This is a genomic window from Enterobacter sp. MGH 16 (genome assembly GCF_000493175.1).
GTDB classification, from domain to species: Bacteria; Pseudomonadota; Gammaproteobacteria; order Enterobacterales; family Enterobacteriaceae; genus Enterobacter; species Enterobacter roggenkampii.
Genome location: NZ_KI535695.1, coordinates 2,555,520 through 2,574,059 on the forward strand (window position 1 = coordinate 2,555,520; position 18,540 = coordinate 2,574,059).

Annotated in this window: 18 protein-coding genes and 2 tRNA genes; 9 read left to right on the plus strand and 11 right to left on the minus strand. The window is 56.0% G+C overall.

What is annotated here, in order from left to right; all coding sequences use genetic code 11:
• Nucleotides 1-37: 37 nt before the first annotated feature.
• The gene (gltX, locus tag L362_RS10885; protein WP_023294239.1) at nt 38-1,453 is read right to left on the minus strand and encodes a glutamate--tRNA ligase; all 1,416 of its coding nucleotides are present in this window, start codon (nt 1,451-1,453) and stop codon (nt 38-40) included.
• Nucleotides 1,454-1,711: 258 nt separating this feature from the next.
• Between gltX and L362_RS10880 the strand changes: the two genes are divergently transcribed.
• The 3 genes from L362_RS10880 to L362_RS10870 all read left to right on the plus strand — a co-directional run bounded on the left by L362_RS10880 (nt 1,712) and on the right by L362_RS10870 (nt 2,335).
• A tRNA-Val gene (locus L362_RS10880) sits at nt 1,712-1,787 on the plus strand.
• 4 nt (nt 1,788-1,791) lie between these two features.
• Nucleotides 1,792-1,867, plus strand: a tRNA-Lys gene (locus L362_RS10875).
• A gap of 126 nt (nt 1,868-1,993) precedes the next feature.
• Nucleotides 1,994-2,335 carry a FlxA-like family protein gene (locus L362_RS10870; protein ID WP_023294240.1) on the plus strand — a complete coding sequence of 114 codons (342 nt, stop codon included), beginning with the start codon at nt 1,994-1,996 and terminating at the stop codon, nt 2,333-2,335.
• Here the strand turns inward: L362_RS10870 and L362_RS10865 are convergent.
• On the minus strand, nt 2,332-3,267 hold the full coding sequence (locus tag L362_RS10865; protein ID WP_023294241.1) for a LysR family transcriptional regulator: 936 nt from the start codon (nt 3,265-3,267) through the stop codon (nt 2,332-2,334). The two genes, L362_RS10870 and L362_RS10865, sit on opposite strands and share 4 nt — an antisense overlap.
• A gap of 89 nt (nt 3,268-3,356) precedes the next feature.
• On the opposite strand from L362_RS10865, the gene L362_RS10860 reads away from it, so the two are divergent.
• Nucleotides 3,357-4,352, plus strand: a complete 996-nt coding sequence (locus L362_RS10860; RefSeq protein ID WP_023344636.1) for a bile acid:sodium symporter family protein — start codon at nt 3,357-3,359, stop codon at nt 4,350-4,352.
• Here the strand turns inward: L362_RS10860 and L362_RS10855 are convergent.
• From L362_RS10855 to zipA, 3 genes are all read right to left on the minus strand, one after another.
• Nucleotides 4,349-4,564 (minus strand): DUF3820 family protein, encoded by a 216-nt coding sequence (locus tag L362_RS10855; RefSeq protein ID WP_003861328.1) that lies wholly within the window; start codon nt 4,562-4,564, stop codon nt 4,349-4,351. The two genes, L362_RS10860 and L362_RS10855, sit on opposite strands and share 4 nt — an antisense overlap.
• Before the next feature lies 1 nt (nt 4,565).
• On the minus strand, nt 4,566-6,581 hold the full coding sequence (gene ligA / locus L362_RS10850) for an NAD-dependent DNA ligase LigA (protein ID WP_032637822.1): 2,016 nt from the start codon (nt 6,579-6,581) through the stop codon (nt 4,566-4,568).
• Between the two features lie 69 nt (nt 6,582-6,650).
• Nucleotides 6,651-7,634, minus strand: a complete 984-nt coding sequence (gene zipA / locus L362_RS10845) for a cell division protein ZipA (protein ID WP_023344638.1) — start codon at nt 7,632-7,634, stop codon at nt 6,651-6,653.
• A 230-nt stretch (nt 7,635-7,864) separates the two neighbouring features.
• On the opposite strand from zipA, the gene cysZ reads away from it, so the two are divergent.
• From cysZ to crr, 5 genes are all read left to right on the plus strand, one after another.
• Complete coding sequence (gene cysZ, locus L362_RS10840; RefSeq protein ID WP_008501602.1) at nt 7,865-8,626, plus strand: sulfate transporter CysZ; 762 nt, start codon at nt 7,865-7,867, stop codon at nt 8,624-8,626.
• Nucleotides 8,627-8,789: 163 nt separating this feature from the next.
• Entirely contained in the window at nt 8,790-9,761 is a 972-nt protein-coding gene (gene cysK, locus L362_RS10835) for a cysteine synthase A (protein WP_008501603.1), read from the plus strand.
• 317 nt (nt 9,762-10,078) lie between these two features.
• Nucleotides 10,079-10,336: a phosphocarrier protein Hpr gene (ptsH, locus tag L362_RS10830; RefSeq protein WP_000487600.1), complete on the plus strand. Its 258-nt coding sequence runs from the start codon at nt 10,079-10,081 to the stop codon at nt 10,334-10,336.
• A gap of 44 nt (nt 10,337-10,380) precedes the next feature.
• On the plus strand, nt 10,381-12,108 hold the full coding sequence (ptsI, locus tag L362_RS10825) for a phosphoenolpyruvate-protein phosphotransferase PtsI (RefSeq protein ID WP_008501604.1): 1,728 nt from the start codon (nt 10,381-10,383) through the stop codon (nt 12,106-12,108).
• A 40-nt stretch (nt 12,109-12,148) separates the two neighbouring features.
• Entirely contained in the window at nt 12,149-12,658 is a 510-nt protein-coding gene (gene crr, locus L362_RS10820) for a PTS glucose transporter subunit IIA (protein ID WP_003861316.1), read from the plus strand.
• 44 nt (nt 12,659-12,702) lie between these two features.
• Here crr and pdxK read toward each other — a convergent pair whose 3' ends face one another.
• The 6 genes from pdxK to L362_RS10790 form a co-directional block, all read right to left on the minus strand.
• Nucleotides 12,703-13,539 carry a pyridoxine/pyridoxal/pyridoxamine kinase gene (gene pdxK / locus L362_RS10815; RefSeq protein WP_008501605.1) on the minus strand — a complete coding sequence of 279 codons (837 nt, stop codon included), beginning with the start codon at nt 13,537-13,539 and terminating at the stop codon, nt 12,703-12,705.
• A 5-nt stretch (nt 13,540-13,544) separates the two neighbouring features.
• Nucleotides 13,545-14,456 carry a cysteine synthase CysM gene (gene cysM / locus L362_RS10810; protein WP_021241793.1) on the minus strand — a complete coding sequence of 304 codons (912 nt, stop codon included), beginning with the start codon at nt 14,454-14,456 and terminating at the stop codon, nt 13,545-13,547.
• Nucleotides 14,457-14,574: 118 nt separating this feature from the next.
• Nucleotides 14,575-15,669, minus strand: a complete 1,095-nt coding sequence (cysA, locus tag L362_RS10805; RefSeq protein ID WP_008501607.1) for a sulfate/thiosulfate ABC transporter ATP-binding protein CysA — start codon at nt 15,667-15,669, stop codon at nt 14,575-14,577.
• The gene (gene cysW, locus L362_RS10800) at nt 15,659-16,534 is read right to left on the minus strand and encodes a sulfate/thiosulfate ABC transporter permease CysW (RefSeq protein WP_008501608.1); all 876 of its coding nucleotides are present in this window, start codon (nt 16,532-16,534) and stop codon (nt 15,659-15,661) included. Before cysW ends, cysA begins: the two co-directional genes overlap by 11 nt.
• Entirely contained in the window at nt 16,534-17,367 is an 834-nt protein-coding gene (cysT, locus tag L362_RS10795; RefSeq protein WP_023344639.1) for a sulfate/thiosulfate ABC transporter permease CysT, read from the minus strand. The genes cysW and cysT overlap by 1 nt, the downstream gene beginning before the upstream one ends.
• Nucleotides 17,367-18,380: a sulfate ABC transporter substrate-binding protein gene (locus L362_RS10790; protein WP_023344640.1), complete on the minus strand. Its 1,014-nt coding sequence runs from the start codon at nt 18,378-18,380 to the stop codon at nt 17,367-17,369. The genes cysT and L362_RS10790 overlap by 1 nt, the downstream gene beginning before the upstream one ends.
• Nucleotides 18,381-18,540: the final 160 nt, after the last annotated feature.

Below are 18,540 nucleotides of genomic sequence, written 5' to 3' on the forward strand. Positions count from 1 at the left end.
GCAGGTTCCCCTGCCGTTTGTTTTATCTGAGACGTTATTACTGCTGATTTTCTCGTTCAGCGATAAAGTCCAGAGCCTTGTTAATGCGCGCTACGCTGCGTGATTTGCCGATAGCATGAACCGTTACGTCCAGCGCCGGAGACTGACCCGCACCGGTCACCGCAACGCGCAGTGGCATACCGACTTTACCCATGCCGACTTCCAGCTCGTCCGCCGTCGCCTGAATGGCGTGATGCACATTCTCTGCGGTCCACTCGGTAATGGCAGCCAGCTTGTCACGCACCACTTCCAGCGGCTGACGCGCAACCGGGCGAAGGTGTTTCTTCGCGGCGTCCGCATCAAACGCATCAAACTCTTCATAGAAGTAGCGGCAGCTTTCAGCAATCTCTTTCAGCGTTTTGCAGCGCTCGCCGAGCAGTTTCACCAGATCCGCCAGCTCAGGGCCTGTGCGGGTATCAATATTTGCCTGCTCAATGTGCCACTGCAGATACGTCGCCACATATTCTGGCGGCATGGTATTGATGTAGTGATGGTTCAGCCACAGGAGCTTGTCGGTGTTGAACGCACTGGCGGATTTGCTGACAGAGCTCAGAGAGAACAGTTCGATCATCTCTTCGCGGCTGAAGATCTCCTGGTCACCGTGAGCCCAGCCCAGACGCACCAGATAGTTCAGCAGCGCTTCTGGCAGATAGCCGTCGTCGCGATACTGCATCACGCTCACCGCACCGTGACGTTTAGACAGCTTTTTCCCGTCGTCGCCGTTGATCATGGAGACGTGCGCATAAACAGGCACAGGGGCGTTCAGCGCCTTCAGGATGTTGATCTGACGTGGCGTGTTGTTGATATGGTCTTCACCGCGCACAACGTGGGTAATTTCCATATCCCAGTCGTCAACCACGACGCAGAAGTTGTAGGTTGGAGAACCATCGGTACGACGGATGATCAGATCGTCGAGCTCCTGGTTGCTGAATTCGATCGGGCCACGGATCTGATCGTCAAAGATCACAGACCCCTCTTGCGGGTTAGCAAAACGCACAACGCAAGGCTCATCTGCAGCATGCTCGCTGTGGTCGTGGCGGCAGCGGCCGTCATAACGCGGCTTTTCACCGTTCGCCATCTGCTCTTCACGCAGCGCATCCAGACGCTCTTTGGAGCAGTAGCACTTATACGCCGTGCCCGCGACCAGCATCTCATCAATGACGGCGTTATACCGGTCAAAGCGTTTGGTCTGGAAGTAGGGACCTTCGTCCCATTCCAGGTTCAGCCAGTTCATCCCATCCATAATGGCTTCAATTGCTTCTGGCGTGGAGCGCTCAAGATCGGTGTCTTCAATACGCAGCACGAACTCACCTTTGTTGTGGCGTGCGAAAAGCCAGGAATAGAGAGCGGTACGTGCACCACCGACGTGCAGATAGCCTGTCGGGCTCGGCGCGAAGCGAGTTTTGATTTTCATGAAATGGCCTTACGTTATAAAGATGCCGGCAATCGGCAAATCCTGGGGAAAAAACGATGGGCAATATTCTATCACTGTGCGGCGATTCCTCAATGTTGTTCCCTGAATCGGGCCCGAGTTTGCGATTTTTGTTTAGAAATCATGCGCCACTGCCCATTTCGCGATCGTTTTGCTTAATTTTACGACGAACGAATAAAAACTTTAGAAAATGCGTTGACTCATTTTCAACTCTCCCTATAATGCGACTCCACACAGCGGGGGTGATTAGCTCAGTTGGTAGAGCATCTCCTTTACACGGAGGGGGTCGGCGGTTCGAGCCCGTCATCGCCCACCATTTCGGGTCGTTAGCTCAGTTGGTAGAGCAGTTGACTTTTAATCAATTGGTCGCAGGTTCGAATCCTGCACGACCCACCAATGTAAAAAAGCGCCCTAAAGGCGCTTTTTTGCTATCTGCGATATAAAAAATGTGAACCAGCCGCATTTTCCTCAAGCTAATCCCGTCGGTGCCGATACCTCTGTTTTATAACGCGAGGAAAAAGTATGACGACCATTCAGGCATCAACCCAATCTATTCAAACCAGCAGTGGCGGGAATGGGGCTTCTGGCGGTAACGATATCTCTGCGCAAATCACCCGCATTCTCGACAAAATCCAAAAGCTGACTCAGCAGTTAAACGAGCTGGCGAACAGTCCCGGCAGCACGGAAGATAAGAAAAAGCAGCAGGAACTGATTCAGACCCAGATCAAAGTGCTTCAGGCGCAGCTCGCCGCACTGCAGCGCCAGCAGGCCGAAGAGGCCCAGAAAAAGCAGGATCAAAAATTGGGCAAAGTGGAAGGTGTGAATAGCCCAACAGACAATAATCAGATTGATATCTACATCTAATCTTCTGAAGCGTTAAACAGTGGATCGCGTATGCGGGCCTCGGTCAATCGCTGTGCCTGGATACGCACCACTTCCCAGATAGCCTGCGCCGCCCCCGAGAGTGAACGATTTTTTCGCCGCACCAGCATTAGCTTTCGTTCGACAACGGGCGTCAACCGCTTCACGGCCAGTCGACTTCCCTGAGGCAGGGGAAGCGCCAGGGCGGGCAACACGCTGATGCCGATCCCGGCTTCCACCATGGGAAACAGCGTTGCCGGGTGACCAATCTCCTGCACGATCGCTGCCTTTACCCCCTGATTCATCAGTGCGGAATCAATCAGCGGGCGGCTGCCCGAGGCATAATCTTGTAAAACCAGGTTTGCGCCCTGCAGTGACTGCCACCTGACGTCAGGCAACGCGGCCAGCGGATCGTCGTCACGGCAGAGCAGCAAAAAGGGCTCCGAAAGTACGCTTTCGCACTCCAGATCGCTCACCTGGCCGGGATCGATAACAATACCAAAATCGACATCCCCCTGGCGGATGCTCTCCAGTACCCACTGCTGTGGCCGGTCATGCAGCACAAAGTCAATGTCCGGGTAGCGATGGTTCCCCTCGGCAATACACTGCGGGATAAGGTGTGCAGATATCGTCTGGCTGGCCGCGACCCGCACGGTACCCGAAAGCTGCTGCCCCAGCCTCCCCACGTCTCTGAGCGTGCTGTTCAGCTCATCCAGCAGCCGTTCAAGGCGCAGAGCAAGCTGCTGCCCGGCTTCGGTCAACACCACTTCGCGCGTGGTGCGGTCAAGCAACCGGACGCCGGTCTGATTTTCCAGTTCTTTCACGCTGTGGCTGACCGCCGACTGGCTCAGGCCAATCATCTCCCCTGCCCGGCTAAAGCTGCGGGCATTGGCGACGGTAACAAAAATGCGGAGCTGGCGTAAGGAATAATTCATCTGTTTAATTCATGAATGGATGCAATAAATCAATTTTATTTCTCAAAAGGAAAAAAGCACAATAGCGACATCTGTTTTCAGGAGTCATTATGAAACTATTTCGTATTGTTGATCCGTTTACGCTCACCCTGGTCGTTACCGTTTTACTGGCCTCGTTCTTTCCCGCTCGCGGCGGGTTCGTCCCGTTCTTTGAAGGGCTGACGACGGCCGCCATCGCACTGCTGTTTTTTATGCACGGTGCGAAGCTGTCCCGTGAAGCGATTATCGCAGGGGGGAGCCACTGGCGGCTGCATCTCTGGGTAATGTGCAGCACGTTCATTCTCTTCCCCATCCTCGGCGTGCTGTTTGCCTGGTGGGCACCGGTCAACGTCGACCCGGCGCTCTATACCGGTTTTCTGTATCTCTGTATTCTGCCGGCTACCGTGCAATCCGCCATTGCCTTTACCTCTCTGGCGGGAGGGAACGTTGCGGCCGCCGTCTGCTCGGCATCCGCATCCAGCCTGCTGGGGATTTTCGTCTCCCCGCTGCTGGTGGGCCTGCTGATGAACATGCACGGCGCGGAAGGTAACCTTGAGCAAGTCGGCAAAATCTGTTTGCAGCTGCTGCTGCCGTTTGTGCTGGGGCATCTCTCGCGTCCGTGGACGGGCGCATTTGTGGCAAAGCACAAGAAATGGATTTCAAAAACCGACCAGTCGTCGATCCTGCTGGTGGTCTATTCCGCCTTCAGCGAAGCGGTCGTGAACGGGATCTGGCACAAGGTGGGCGCTGGTTCGCTGCTCTATATCGTGGTGGTCAGCCTCATCCTGCTGGCAATTGTCATTGCAGTAAACGTCTTTGTGGCACGCAAGTGCGGCTTCAACAAAGCGGATGAAATTACGATTGTGTTCTGCGGTTCGAAGAAGAGCCTGGCAAACGGTATCCCGATGGCCAACATTCTGTTCCCGACCTCGGTGATTGGAATGATGGTGCTGCCGCTAATGATTTTCCATCAGATCCAGCTGATGGTCTGCGCGGTGCTGGCGCGTCGCTACAAGCGCCAGACGGAAAAACTGGCGCAGGAAGGGACCCGCGCCGCAAAGGCTTAAGGACGTTTCAGGGGCTGCACCAGCTGGGTCAGCCCCTCGGTTTTGATCAGTAACGTGATAGCCATCAGCTCGCCCAGTCGCCCTGCCGGGAATTCATCCTTACGGGCAAACCACAGCAGATACTCCTCCGGTAAATCAATCAGCCTGCGGCCCTTGTATTTACCGAACGGCATCTCCGTATTGGCGATCTCAACGAGCTGCTCTTTCTCCACGTTACTCTCCTAACAGACGCATCATTTCTGCTTCATCGATAACCTCAATGCCCAGCTCCTGGGCTTTCGCCAGCTTGGAACCGGCGGCTTCCCCGGCGATCACCAGGTCGGTTTTCTTCGACACGCTGCCCGCCACTTTAGCTCCCAGCGCGACCAGACGTGCCTTTGCATCATCACGGGATAGCTGGCTCAGGCTGCCGGTCAGCACCACCGTTTTACCGGCGAACGGGCTGTCGATCTCTTCGGCGTTGACGACGACCGGCGCAGGCCATTTGATGCCCTCTGCCAGCAGTTGGCCGATGACCTCGCGGTTGCTCTCTTCAGCAAAGAAGTTAAAGACGTGCGTGGCGACGACGATGCCGACATCCGGGACTTTCTGTAGCTCCTCGATGCTTGCCTTTTCCAGCGCCTCCAGCGTACCAAAGTACGCCGCCAGCCCTGCTGCCGTCGCTTCACCCACTTCACGAATGCCCAGCGCATAAAGGAAACGGGCGAAGGTGGTCTCTTTAGCCGCTTCCAGGGCGTTAACCACGTTCTGGGCTGACTTTGGCCCCATGCGATCCAGACCGGTTAGTTTACCTGCGGTCAGCCTGAAGAGATCCGCTGGCGTGTGGACGTACTCTTTCTCAACCAGCTGATCGATAATCTTGTCGCCCATGCCGTCAACGTCCATTGCGCGACGGGAGACAAAGTGCTTCAGTGACTCTTTACGCTGCGCGCCACAGATTAAGCCGCCCGTACAGCGGGCCACTGCTTCACCTTCTACGCGCTCAACGTCCGAGCCGCACACCGGACAATGGGTCGGGAAGACAACCTCGCGCGTATCGTCAGGACGTTCTGACTCCACGACGTTAACCACCTGTGGGATCACATCACCCGCGCGGCGGATCACCACTTTGTCACCGATACGCAGACCCAGGCGGTCGATTTCATCGGCGTTATGCAGCGTGGCATTACTCACCAACACACCCGCCACCTGCACGGGCTCCAGACGAGCGACCGGGGTAATGGCCCCCGTACGTCCCACCTGGAACTCCACGTCGCGGACGAAGGTCATCTGCTCCTGAGCCGGGAACTTAAACGCCACCGCCCAGCGCGGCGCGCGCGCCACAAAGCCCAGCTGCTCCTGCAGCGCCAGGGAGTTGACCTTGATGACCACGCCATCAATATCAAAGCCGAGCGTCGGACGGTCCGCTTCCACCTTGTGGTAGAACGCCAGCACCGCTTCCGGCGAGTCGCAGAGCTGAACGCGGTTGCTCACCGGCAGGCCCCACGCCTTAAACTGCAGCAGACGCCCGAGATGGGTATCCGGCAGCTCGCCGCCCTCCAGAATACCGACGCCGTAGCAGAAGAACGTAAGCGGTCGCTTCGCGGTGATGCGCGGATCAAGCTGTCGCAGCGAGCCCGCCGCCGCGTTACGCGGGTTAGCAAACACCTTACCGCCGGTGCGACGTGCCTCTTCGTTAATTTTCTCGAAGCCCGCCTGGGGCAGAAACACCTCGCCGCGCACTTCCAGACGTGCAGGAATATTGTCACCCTGCAGCTTCAGCGGGATCGCGCGGATGGTACGCACGTTGGTGGTGATGTCTTCGCCCGTCGTACCGTCGCCACGCGTCGCGGCACGCACCAGCACGCCGTTTTCATAGAGAAGACTGACCGCCAGGCCATCCAGCTTCAGTTCGCTGCACCAGGTGAGAGCGTCGCTGCTTTTCAGGCGATCCTGCACGCGCTTGTTAAACGCGAGAAAGCTCTCTTCATCGAAGACGTTATCCAGCGACAGCATCGGTACTTCATGACGCACCTGGCTGAAAGCGCCCAGCGGCTCAGCGCCGACGCGCTGGGTGGGGGAATCCGGTGTAATGAGTTCAGGATGCTGCGCCTCTAATTCGCGCAGCTCGCGCATCAGGCGGTCATACTCCGCATCCGGGACTTCCGGCGCGTCCATAACATGATAGAGATATTCATGATGGCGAAGCGTGGTTCGCAGTTCAGTGAGTTGTTGTTCGATTGAGTCCATATCACACCATCAATGAGAAAAAACCCCCGACATGCGGGGGTTGAGGAGGAGTTGAAGATAACGCGTCGGTTACGCGTTGGCTTCCTTAACTTCGCGGATGCGGTCCTGATACTCACGCAGCTTCTGCGGGGTCATCATGCGACGCTGATCGTCGAGCACCACACCACCCAGTTCGTCAGCGATGTGCTGAGCGGATTGCAGCATCAGCTTAAAGTTTTGCAGTTCGTCGCCGTAGGACGGCACCTGCATAAAGATAGTGACACCCGGCGTCACGAAATCGCCCGTCATTTCTGGGTCGAATGTGCCAGGGTTAACCATATTGGCCAGGCTAAATAGCGCCGGGCCGCTACCGTCCGGGCTCAGGTGACGATGGAAGATATTCATATCACCAAACTTGAAGCCGGCCTGTTGAATACTGTTCAGCAGTACGTCACCGTTCAGATGGCTGCCGTGATGGGCGGCCACGTTCATGATGATCACCGCTTCTTTACGCTGCGGTTTTTCAACAACCGGCTCTGGCTCTACAACGGGCTCAGGCTCAACGTGCGGGGCCGGAGCGGGCTGCGGCGCAGGTTGAACATGAACAGGCTGCTGCGGTTGATGTACCGGTTGCGCAAGCTGCTGTTGCACAGGCTGCTGCACGGGTTGTTGTTGAACCGGCTGTGGCGCCGCAGGCTGCTGATAGACAGGCTGTTGCGGCGGCTGGCGCACCGGTTCTTCCACAGGCTGTGGCGCTGGCTGGCGCGGCTGTGCAGAAGCATACGGCGGTTGATACTGGTGCTGCGAAGGACGAGGTGCTTCATGCTCCCCATGGCCTACGCCGGGCGCAGTATTGACCCGATGAACACGAACTTCACCCACGCCGTCATCGTCGCTTCCATCGATGTCATCTTCACTGTCATCGTCGTCACGACTGGACTTCATGCGCTTCAGTGGGCGATCGCGAAACATCGAGGAACGCTCTTTACGGCTGGTCCAGAAACCATGTACCAGTAAAGCGATTATGGCGATCGCGCCAACAATGATTAATATCAGACGCAAATCCTGCATCATTATATTCTCTGTTGTTCTAACACCTTGCCACCACGGCAAACATTTACTCACTAAGAGTATTTGCCGTTTACGTCAAGTGCAAGTGTGTGCAGAGCATTCACAGCATAAAGATGAAGGAAATCGTGCTTTTTGCTGGTTTTTCGAACATTTCCGAACTGGTCATTGGTCCGTAAGTGGATAATATAGGCGGGCAATTCCACTGGTTGTGTAAAAAGGAGTACAGCCTGGCTATGGTTTCAACATCTTCTTCTCCCCCGCGCAGCGGCGTCTGGTATTTTTCTCAGGGCTGGAAACTGGTCTCTCTGCCGGGTATTCGACGCTTCGTCATTCTGCCGCTGTTGATCAACATTATTCTGATGGGCGGCGCGTTCTGGTGGCTGTTCACAAAACTGGAAAGCTGGATCCCATCGCTGATGAGCTACGTGCCGGACTGGCTGCAGTGGCTTAACTACCTGCTCTGGCCGGTAGCGGTGATCTCCGTTTTGCTGGTATTTGGCTACTTCTTCTCGACGATTGCCAACTGGATAGCCGCGCCGTTTAACGGTTTGCTGGCGGAACAGCTGGAAGCGCGCCTTACCGGCGCAACACCGCCGGACACGGGCATCCTGGGGATCATGAAAGACCTCCCTCGCATTATGAAGCGTGAATGGCAGAAGTTTGCCTGGTACCTGCCCCGCGCGGTTGTGCTGCTTATCCTCTATTTTGTGCCCGGCATTGGCCAGACGGTGGCACCGGTGCTGTGGTTCCTGTTCAGCGCCTGGATGCTGGCCATCCAGTACTGCGACTATCCGTTCGATAACCACAAGGTGCCGTTTAAAGAGATGCGCACCGCCCTGCGCAGCCAGAAGATCGCCAATATGCAGTTTGGCGCGCTGACCAGCCTGTTCACCATGATTCCGTTCCTGAATCTGTTCATCATGCCGGTTGCCGTTTGCGGCGCGACCGCCATGTGGGTCGACTGCTACCGTGCTAAGCACGCGTTATGGAAATAATGCAAAAATGTGTAAAGCAGGGGTGGCTTATGCCGCCCCTTATTCCATACTGATCCCCATTATTTCCTTGCAGTATATAGATATGCGAATTCCTTACTTCCCCCTACCTGCTTAGCAGGTATGCTGGGTCGGTATCCCAATTTCATACAGTTAAGGACAGGCCATGAGTAAGATTTATGAAGACAACTCGCTGACTATCGGTCATACGCCCCTGGTTCGACTGAACCGTATCGGTAATGGACGCATCCTGGCGAAGGTCGAATCACGTAACCCGAGCTTCAGCGTAAAATGCCGTATCGGTGCAAACATGATTTGGGATGCTGAAAAACGTGGCGTACTGAAGCCGGGCGTTGAGCTGGTGGAACCGACCAGCGGCAATACCGGGATCGCTCTGGCCTATGTTGCTGCCGCGCGCGGCTACAAGCTGACGCTGACCATGCCTGAAACCATGAGCATCGAGCGTCGTAAGCTGCTTAAAGCGCTGGGCGCGAACCTGGTGCTGACCGAAGGCGCGAAGGGCATGAAGGGTGCCATTCAGAAAGCCGAAGAGATTGTGGCCAGCGATCCGGCGAAATACCTGCTGCTGCAGCAGTTCAGCAACCCGGCTAACCCGGAAATTCACGAGAAGACTACCGGCCCGGAAATCTGGGAAGATACCGACGGCCAGGTTGACGTCTTTATCTCCGGCGTAGGTACCGGCGGCACGCTGACCGGCGTGTCACGCTATATTAAAGGCACCAAAGGTAAAAAAGAGCTGATCACCGTTGCCGTTGAGCCGACTGATTCACCGGTTATCACCCAGGCCCTGGCGGGGGAAGAGCTCAAACCCGGCCCGCACAAAATTCAGGGGATTGGCGCAGGCTTCATTCCGGGCAACCTGGATCTGAAGCTGATTGATAAAGTGGTCACTATCACGAACGAAGAAGCCATCTCTACCGCGCGTCGCCTGATGGATGAAGAAGGCATTCTGGCAGGTATCTCTTCCGGTGCGGCCGTTGCGGCAGCGCTTAAACTTCAGGAAGATGAGGCCTTTACCAATAAGAATATTGTGGTTATCCTTCCTTCCTCGGGTGAGCGTTACTTGAGCACCGCACTGTTTGCCGATCTGTTCACTGAAAAAGAGCTGCAACAGTAGTGCCACTATGTTAATAACGCGTAAAAAAGCACCTTTTCAGGTGCTTTTTTGTGGCCTGCTTCAAACTTTTGCCCCTCCTGGCATTGCTTCACCCCGTTGGGTCTGGTATTTAAACCAGCAATTATTTTGATGCGTGAAATTAATCAGCGAACGAAATAGCCTTGCTGAATCGATTTTATGATTTGGTTCAAGTCTTGATTTCGCTGCATAATGTTTAATGACGATCGAAACGTCAGCGCTAACAATACAGGCTAAAGTTCAGTCGCCAGGCTAGACTTTAGTTCCACAACACTAAACCTATAAGTTGGGGAAATACAATGTTCCAGCAAGAAGTTACCATTACCGCTCCGAACGGTCTGCACACCCGCCCTGCTGCTCAGTTTGTTAAAGAAGCGAAAGGCTTCACTTCTGAAATCACTGTGACTTCCAACGGCAAAAGCGCCAGCGCAAAAAGCCTGTTCAAACTGCAGACTCTGGGCCTGACTCAGGGCACCGTAGTCACCATCTCTGCGGAAGGTGAAGACGAGCAGAAAGCAGTTGAGCATCTGGTAAAACTGATGGCTGAGCTCGAGTAAGTTTCCGGGTTCTTTTAAATATCAGTCACAAGTAAGGTAGGGTTATGATTTCAGGCATTTTAGCATCCCCGGGTATCGCTTTCGGCAAAGCACTGCTGCTGAAAGAAGACGAGATCGTCATCGACCGGAAAAAAATTTCTGCCGACAAGGTTGATCAGGAAGTTGAACGTTTTCTGAGCGGTCGTGCCAAGGCATCTGCGCAACTGGAAGCAATCAAAACTAAAGCTGGCGAAACTTTCGGTGAAGAAAAAGAAGCCATCTTCGAAGGGCACATCATGCTGCTCGAAGATGAGGAGCTGGAGCAGGAAATCATAGCCCTGATTAAAGATAAAGGCATGACGGCCGACGCGGCTGCGCATGAAGTTATCGAAGGTCAGGCAACTGCCCTGGAAGAACTGGATGATGAATACCTGAAAGAGCGTGCGGCTGACGTACGTGACATCGGTAAGCGCCTGCTGCGCAACATCCTGGGTCTGGCCATTATCGACCTGAGCGCGATTCAGGATGAAGTGATCCTGGTTGCCGCTGACCTCACCCCATCTGAAACCGCACAGCTGAACCTGAAAAAGGTCCTCGGTTTCATCACCGATGCGGGCGGCCGTACCTCCCACACCTCTATCATGGCGCGTTCTCTGGAACTGCCTGCCATCGTGGGTACCGGAAGCGTCACCTCTCAGGTGAAAAACGGCGATTATCTGATTCTGGATGCCGTAAACAATCTGGTTTACGTCAACCCAACTAACGAAGAGATCGAAAAACTGCGCGCGGTTCAGGAGCAGGTTGCGACTGAAAAAGCGGAACTCGCTAAGCTGAAAGACCTGCCAGCCATCACTCTGGACGGCCATCAGGTAGAAGTGTGCGCAAACATCGGTACCGTCCGCGACGTTGATGGCGCTGAGCGCAACGGTGCGGAAGGTGTTGGTCTCTATCGTACAGAATTCCTGTTCATGGACCGCGACGCGCTGCCAACGGAAGAAGAGCAGTTTGCTGCGTATAAAGCCGTTGCTGAAGCCTGTGGCTCTCAGGCGGTTATCGTCCGTACCATGGACATCGGTGGCGACAAAGAGCTGCCGTACATGAACTTCCCGAAAGAAGAGAACCCGTTCCTGGGCTGGCGTGCCGTGCGTATTGCGATGGATCGTAAAGAGATCCTGCGTGACCAGGTTCGCGCAATCCTGCGTGCCTCCGCGTTCGGTAAGCTGCGCATCATGTTCCCAATGATCATCTCTGTTGAAGAAGTGCGTGCACTGAAGAAAGAGATCGAAATCTACAAGCAGGAACTGCGCGACGAAGGTAAAGCATTTGACGAGTCAATCGAGATCGGCGTGATGGTGGAAACACCTGCGGCGGCGACCATTGCGCGTCATTTAGCCAAAGAAGTTGATTTCTTTAGTATCGGCACCAATGATTTAACGCAGTACACCCTGGCAGTTGACCGTGGTAATGATATGATTTCACATCTCTACCAGCCAATGTCACCGTCCGTACTGAACTTGATCAAGCAAGTTATTGATGCTTCTCATGCAGAAGGTAAATGGACTGGCATGTGTGGTGAGCTTGCAGGCGACGAACGTGCTACACTTCTGTTGCTGGGTATGGGTCTGGACGAATTCTCTATGAGCGCCATTTCCATCCCGCGCATTAAGAAGATTATCCGTAACACGAACTTCGAAGATGCGAAGGTGTTAGCAGAGCAGGCTCTTGCTCAACCGACAACGGACGAGTTAATGACGCTGGTTAACAAGTTCATTGAAGAAAAAACAATCTGCTAATCCACGAGATGCGGCCCAAATTACTGCTTAGGAGAAGATCATGGGTTTGTTCGATAAACTGAAATCTCTGGTTTCTGATGATAAGAAAGACTCCGGAACTATTGAGATTGTTGCTCCGCTCTCCGGCGAGATCGTCAACATCGAAGACGTGCCGGATGTAGTGTTTGCTGAGAAAATCGTTGGTGATGGCATTGCTATCAAACCAACTGGCAACAAAATGGTTGCTCCAGTTGACGGCACCATCGGTAAAATTTTTGAAACCAACCATGCGTTCTCTATCGAATCTGATAGCGGTATCGAACTGTTCGTTCACTTCGGTATCGACACCGTTGAACTGAAAGGCGAAGGCTTCAAACGTATCGCGGAAGAAGGCCAGCGTGTGAAAGTTGGCGACCCGGTGATTGAATTCGATCTGCCACTGCTGGAAGAAAAAGCCAAGTCTACCCTGACGCCGGTTGTTATCTCCAACATGGACGAAATCAAAGAACTGATCAAACTGTCGGGCAGCGTCACCGTGGGTGAAACCCCGGTTATCCGCATCAAGAAGTAATTCTTGCCGCACAGAAAAATGGCGCCTTCGGGCGCCATTTTTGTTTATGCCGGGAGGATAAGCTCGTCGTAGCCTTTCGACTGGGTATACAGCATCACGTCAGTCACCCGATCGCCGGCCATGCGAATGGCATCGGCAACGGTTTTCCCCTCAACAATGCCGCTCACCAGCTCTGAACAGAACAGGTCGCCCGTCCCTTTCAGATCGGTCTCTACGCGCGGATGCGCGCTGACGGTGACGCCCTCGCGTGAAACCAGCACCACGTGGATGTTTTGCGGATCGTCGGCAACCGGCGCACTGGTGATCGCCACCCATTTCAGGCTGTCGGAGAGCAGTCCCTGTGCCGCCGCGATGGCGCTTTCCGGCGTGCGGCACGGCTTGCCGCTTAACACTTCCAGCTCGTAGACATTGGGCGTGATCCCCTGCGCCAGCGGCAGCAGGTGCTCCCGATACGCTTCGGGGATCTCAGGCTTCACGTACATCCCGCTGTCAATATCGCCGATAACCGGATCGACCAGCACCAGCAGGTCAGGATGCTGCGCTTTGACCGCTTTCAGCCACTGCGCCAGCAGGACGATCTGGCTGGCGCTGCCCATATAGCCGGTGGTGACCGCCTTAAGCTCGCGCAGGATTTCGCGCTCTTCCAGCGCCTTCAGGTAGCCGCTGAACCACTCGTCGGGGATCACGCCGCCGTAGAAGGTGTCATAGTGTGGCGTGTTGCTGAACAGTACCGTCGGCACGGCGGTAACGTTCAGCCTGTGGGTACGAATATTCGGTACCGCAATGCTGTTCCCCACGCTGCCGTACACCACCTGAGACTGCACCGCGACAATATCGGTTTGCTGCGCCCGGGTATTATCCCGGAATAGAATCATCTCCATGACGCTTAAATCCCCGCCCCCTGCGAATAACTCTCTTCACCAAAAACGCCGGTAGACAGATAGCGATCGCCGCGATCGCAAATAATCGCCACCACTACCGCACCCGGGTTTGCCTGCGCCACCCGAATCGCACCCGCTACCGCGCCGCCCGAACTGACGCCGCAGAAGATACCTTCGCGGACGGCCAGCTCACGCATGGTATTTTCCGCCTCGCGCTGGTGAAGATCCAGCACCTGGTCCACAAGCTGTGCATTAAAAATGCCCGGCATATACTCCGCCGGCCAGCGGCGAATGCCCGGAATGCTGCTCCCCTCTTCCGGCTGCAGGCCTACGATGGTGACGGTTTTCGCCTGCTCGCGCAGAAAACGGGATACGCCGGTAATGGTTCCCGTGGTGCCCATGCTGGAGACAAAATGGGTAATGCGCCCGTCGGTTTGCTGCCAGATTTCCGGGCCGGTGGTGGTGTAGTGCGCGTAAGGGTTGTCCGGGTTGTTAAACTGATCGAGCAGTTTACCTTCGCCGCGCTCGGCCATTTCTAACGCCAGGTCGCGCGCGCCTTCCATCCCCTGCTCTTTGGTCACCAGAATCAGCTCGGCTCCGTAGGCACGCATCGCGGCGCGACGCTCCTGACTCATGTTGTCCGGCATCAGCAGCTTCATGCGGTAGCCTTTCAGCGCCGCAATCATCGCCAGGGCGATACCGGTGTTGCCGCTGGTGGCTTCGATCAGCACGTCGCCCGGCTTAATCTCGCCGCGCTTTTCAGCCTGGACGATCATCGACAGTGCGGCACGGTCTTTCACCGACCCCGCCGGGTTATTGCCTTCGAGTTTGACCCAGATTTCGCTGCCGTTATCCGGCCCCATGCGCTGAAGTTTGACCAGAGGGGTATTGCCGATGGTGTGTTCGAGTGTATTCACGATTTTTACTCAATAAAAAAGCCGGGTGGCGTTTCGCTTACCCGGCCTACAAGACGCAGTTTTAGCTGTAGGCCCGGTCAGCGCAGCGCCACCGGGCGATAAACATCCTAATAACCTATCAGGCTGACTCCGCCAGAGCAATATCCTCGCGCGTCTCGATGCGCTCCTTCCCGTGATAAATACGGGCATGCTGCAGTCCAACAAACAGGCGCTCCCCCCGGTGCGGCGGCACGTCGTCGCGCATGACCACGGTCAGGGGCTCGGTATACCAGCCCAGCGGCTGTACCACCAGTTGGGTGTAGTGACCTTTAGGGCTCGCTTCCAGCACCTGTACCGGCAGCGGTGAGTCCAGACTGGTTCGACGGCTCACGTCCACTTCCCACGGACGCAGGAACAGATCGACCGGGCCCTGGTGCGCGGAGGTATAGCCCAGCGGCCAGCGGTGCGCGCCAACGTGGAACTGACCGCCGCGAATGGTGCCCTGCAGGCGGTTCACCTCGCCCATAAACTCCAGCACGAAGCGGGTCGCCGGTTCACGCCAGAGCTGCTCCGGCTCGTCAACCTGCTCAATGTTGCCCTGACTCATGACCACCACGCGATCCGCGACTTCCATCGCCTCTTCCTGGTCGTGGGTCACGAAGACGCTGGTGAATTTCAGCTCTTCATGCAGCTGACGCAGCCAGCGGCGCAGCTCTTTACGCACCTGCGCATCCAGCGCGCCGAAGGGTTCATCCAGCAGCAGAATTTGCGGCTCAACGGCCAGCGCGCGCGCCAGCGCCACGCGCTGCTTCTGCCCGCCGGAAAGCTGCGCCGGGAAACGGTCCGCCAGATGCGCCAGCTGCACCATCTCCAGCAGTTTGGTTACTTTCGCCTTAATGGTTGCTGCATCCGGGCGTTCACGACGCGGCAGCACCGTCAGGCCAAAGGCGATATTGTCGAAAACGGTCATGTGGCGGAACAGCGCGTAATGCTGGAAGACAAAACCCACTTTACGATCGCGGGCGTGCAGGCGGCTCACGTCAGTGCCGTGGAAGCGGATGTGCCCGCTGGTCTGGTGCTCAAGCCCGGCGATAATACGCAGCAGCGTGGTTTTGCCCGAGCCAGACGGCCCCAGCAGCGCCACCATTTGTCCGGAAGGGATATCCAGCGAGATATCATTCAGCACCTGGGTGCGACCAAAAGACTTCTTAATATTGGCAATCTCAATGCTCATGATTTCCCTCCTGATGCTGACGTTTTTCCTGATTTTCTAAACGCCACTGCACCACACTCTTCAAAAACAGGGTCAAAATCGCCATCAGCGTCAGCAACGCTGCGGCAGTAAAGGCGCCGATGGTGTTGTAGTCCTGCTGCAGGAGTTCAATCTGCAGCGGCAGCGACAGGGTTTCACCCCGAATGGAGCCAGAGACGACGGAAACGGCACCGAATTCACCAATCGCGCGGGCATTGGTCAGCACCACGCCATAAAGCAGCGCCCAGCGGATGTTCGGCAGGGTCACGCGGCGGAACATTTGCCAGCCTGAAGCCCCCAGCAGCACCGCCGCTTCGTCTTCGTTGCTCCCCTGGCTTAACATCACCGGCACCAGCTCACGCACCACGAACGGGCAGGTCACGAAGATGGTGACCAGCACCATGCCCGGCCAGGCGAACATGATCTGCAGGTTATGCGCATCCAGCCAGCCGCCCAGCGGTCCGTTAGAGCCGTAGAAGAGCAGATACACCAGGCCCGCCACCACCGGCGACACGGCAAACGGAATATCCAGCAGGGTCAGCAGCAGCTGACGTCCCGGGAAATTAAAGCGCGTCACCAGCCACGCCAGCAGGGTACCGAACACCAGGTTCACCGGGACGGTGATCAGGGCAATCAGCACGGTCAGCCAGATGGCGTGCAACATATCCGGGTTCGCCAGGTTTTCCAGCGCGGGCATCAGGCCCTTGCTGAACGCCTGAACGAAGATATAAATCGTCGGCACGACGAGAATGAGGGCGGAAACCAGCACGCCCGCCCCAATCAGAAACCATTTACCCCAGTTGATGCGGGGCGCATCGTATCGCTTCAATTGCGTAACTTCCGCCATCAGTGACCTACCACACGTCGACCAAAGCGACTTTGCAGAGTGTTAATCGAGTACAGCAGCAGCAGCGATGCCGCGAGGATCACCGAAGCGATCGCGCTCGCCGCCGGATAATCAAACTCCTGCAGGCGAATGAAAATCATCAGCGAGGTCACTTCCGTTTTCCAGGCGATGTTCCCGGCGATAAAAATCACCGCGCCGAACTCGCCGAGGCTGCGGGTAAACGACAGCGCGACGCCCGCCATCAGCGCCGGAGACAGCTCCGGCAGCACCACTTTGCGGAAGCTCTGCCAGCGCGTGGCGCCCAGCGTTTCCGCCGCTTCTTCGTATTCCGGACCTAACTCTTCCAGCACCGGCTGCACGGTACGCACCACAAACGGGATGCTGGTAAAGGCCATCGCCACCGCGATACCAAGCCAGGTGTAGGTCACCTTGATGTCAAATTTCGCCAGCCACTCGCCGTACAGCCCGTTCACGGAGAAGAGCGACGCGAGGGTTAAGCCCGCGACCGCCGTCGGCAGCGCAAACGGCAGATCCATCAGGGCGTCAAGCAGCGTGCGGCCCGGGAAGCGATAGCGGATCAAAATCCACGCCATCAGCAGGCCAAACACGCCGTTAAAAATGGAGGCGACAAACGCCGACAGCAGCGTCACCTTATAGGCCGCCACCACCTGCGGGTTGGTGATCACGTCCCAGTACTGCGCCCAGCTCATCTGCGCAAGCTGCATCACCAGCGCGCTGAGCGGCAACAGCAGAATCAGGCAGACGAACAGCAGGCTGGTTCCGAGGCTTAATGTAAAGCCCGGCAGCACGCGTTTGGTCGAGACTGCAAACATTACTTATGCCCCGCCGCCAGCAGTTTGTCTAACTCACCGCCGCTGGCAAAATGCGTTTTCATCACGTCTGGCCAGGAGCCAAAATGGTCTTCCACGCGGAACAGCGCGGTCTGCGGGAACTTATCTTTCAGCTTGTTCATCACGTCCGGGTTGTTCACGCGGTAGTAGTAATCGGTAATGATGGTCTGCGCCTGAGGGCTGTACAGGTAATTGAGATAGGCTTTTGCCGCTTTCTCGGTACCGTTCGCCTGCACGTTTTTATCCACCCATGCGACCGGGAACTCGGCCAGAATGTTGGTTTTCGGGATAACCACCTCAAAGCCCTGCGCTTCATACTGCTTGCGGATGTTATTCACTTCCGACTCAAAGCTGATCAGCACATCGCCCAGGCCGCGCTCTGCGAAGGTCGTGGTCGCCCCGCGGCCGCCGGTATCGAACACTTCGACGTTTTTCAGGAACTGGGTCATGAACTGCTCGGTTTTGGCTTTATCGTTGCCGTCAGCCTTGTCCGCCGCGCCCCACGCCGCTAAATAGGTGTAACGCGCGTTACCGGAGGTTTTTGGGTTCGGGAAGATCAGCTTCACGTCGGAACGCACCAGATCGCTCCAGTCGTGGATATTCTTCGGATTGCCCTTGCGCACCAGGAAGCCCATGGTGGAGTAGAACGGCGAGCTGTTGTTCGGCAGACGGCTCTGCCAGTCCGCCGGGATGAGCTTGCCTTTGTCGTGCAGGATCTGCACGTCAGTCACCTGGTTGTAGGTCACGACGTCCGCTTTCAGGCCTTGGAGGATGGCCAGCGCCTGCTTGGACGAACCGGCGTGAGACTGCTTGATGGTCAGCTTGTCGCCGTTATTGTCTTTCGCCCACTGCTGTTCGAACGGGGGATTAAGGGCGGCAAACAGCTCGCGGGAGACGTCATACGAACTGTTCAACAGTTCAGTCGCCTGCGCCTGTGCCACCAGCAGTAAACCTGCCAGCGCCAGAGTTCCTTTTTTCAGTACAGTAACGGCCATTGCGCACCCTTATAAATGTGATGACTATCTTATAGTCATAATATTTATAACGGTGATGAAAGCAGTAACGGTTTTATATACCGTTTGGTGATTTAGAAGCAGAAAAGGGAATAAGGCGCGGGGAAAATTGCCGGGTGGCGCTAACGCTTACCCGGCCTAC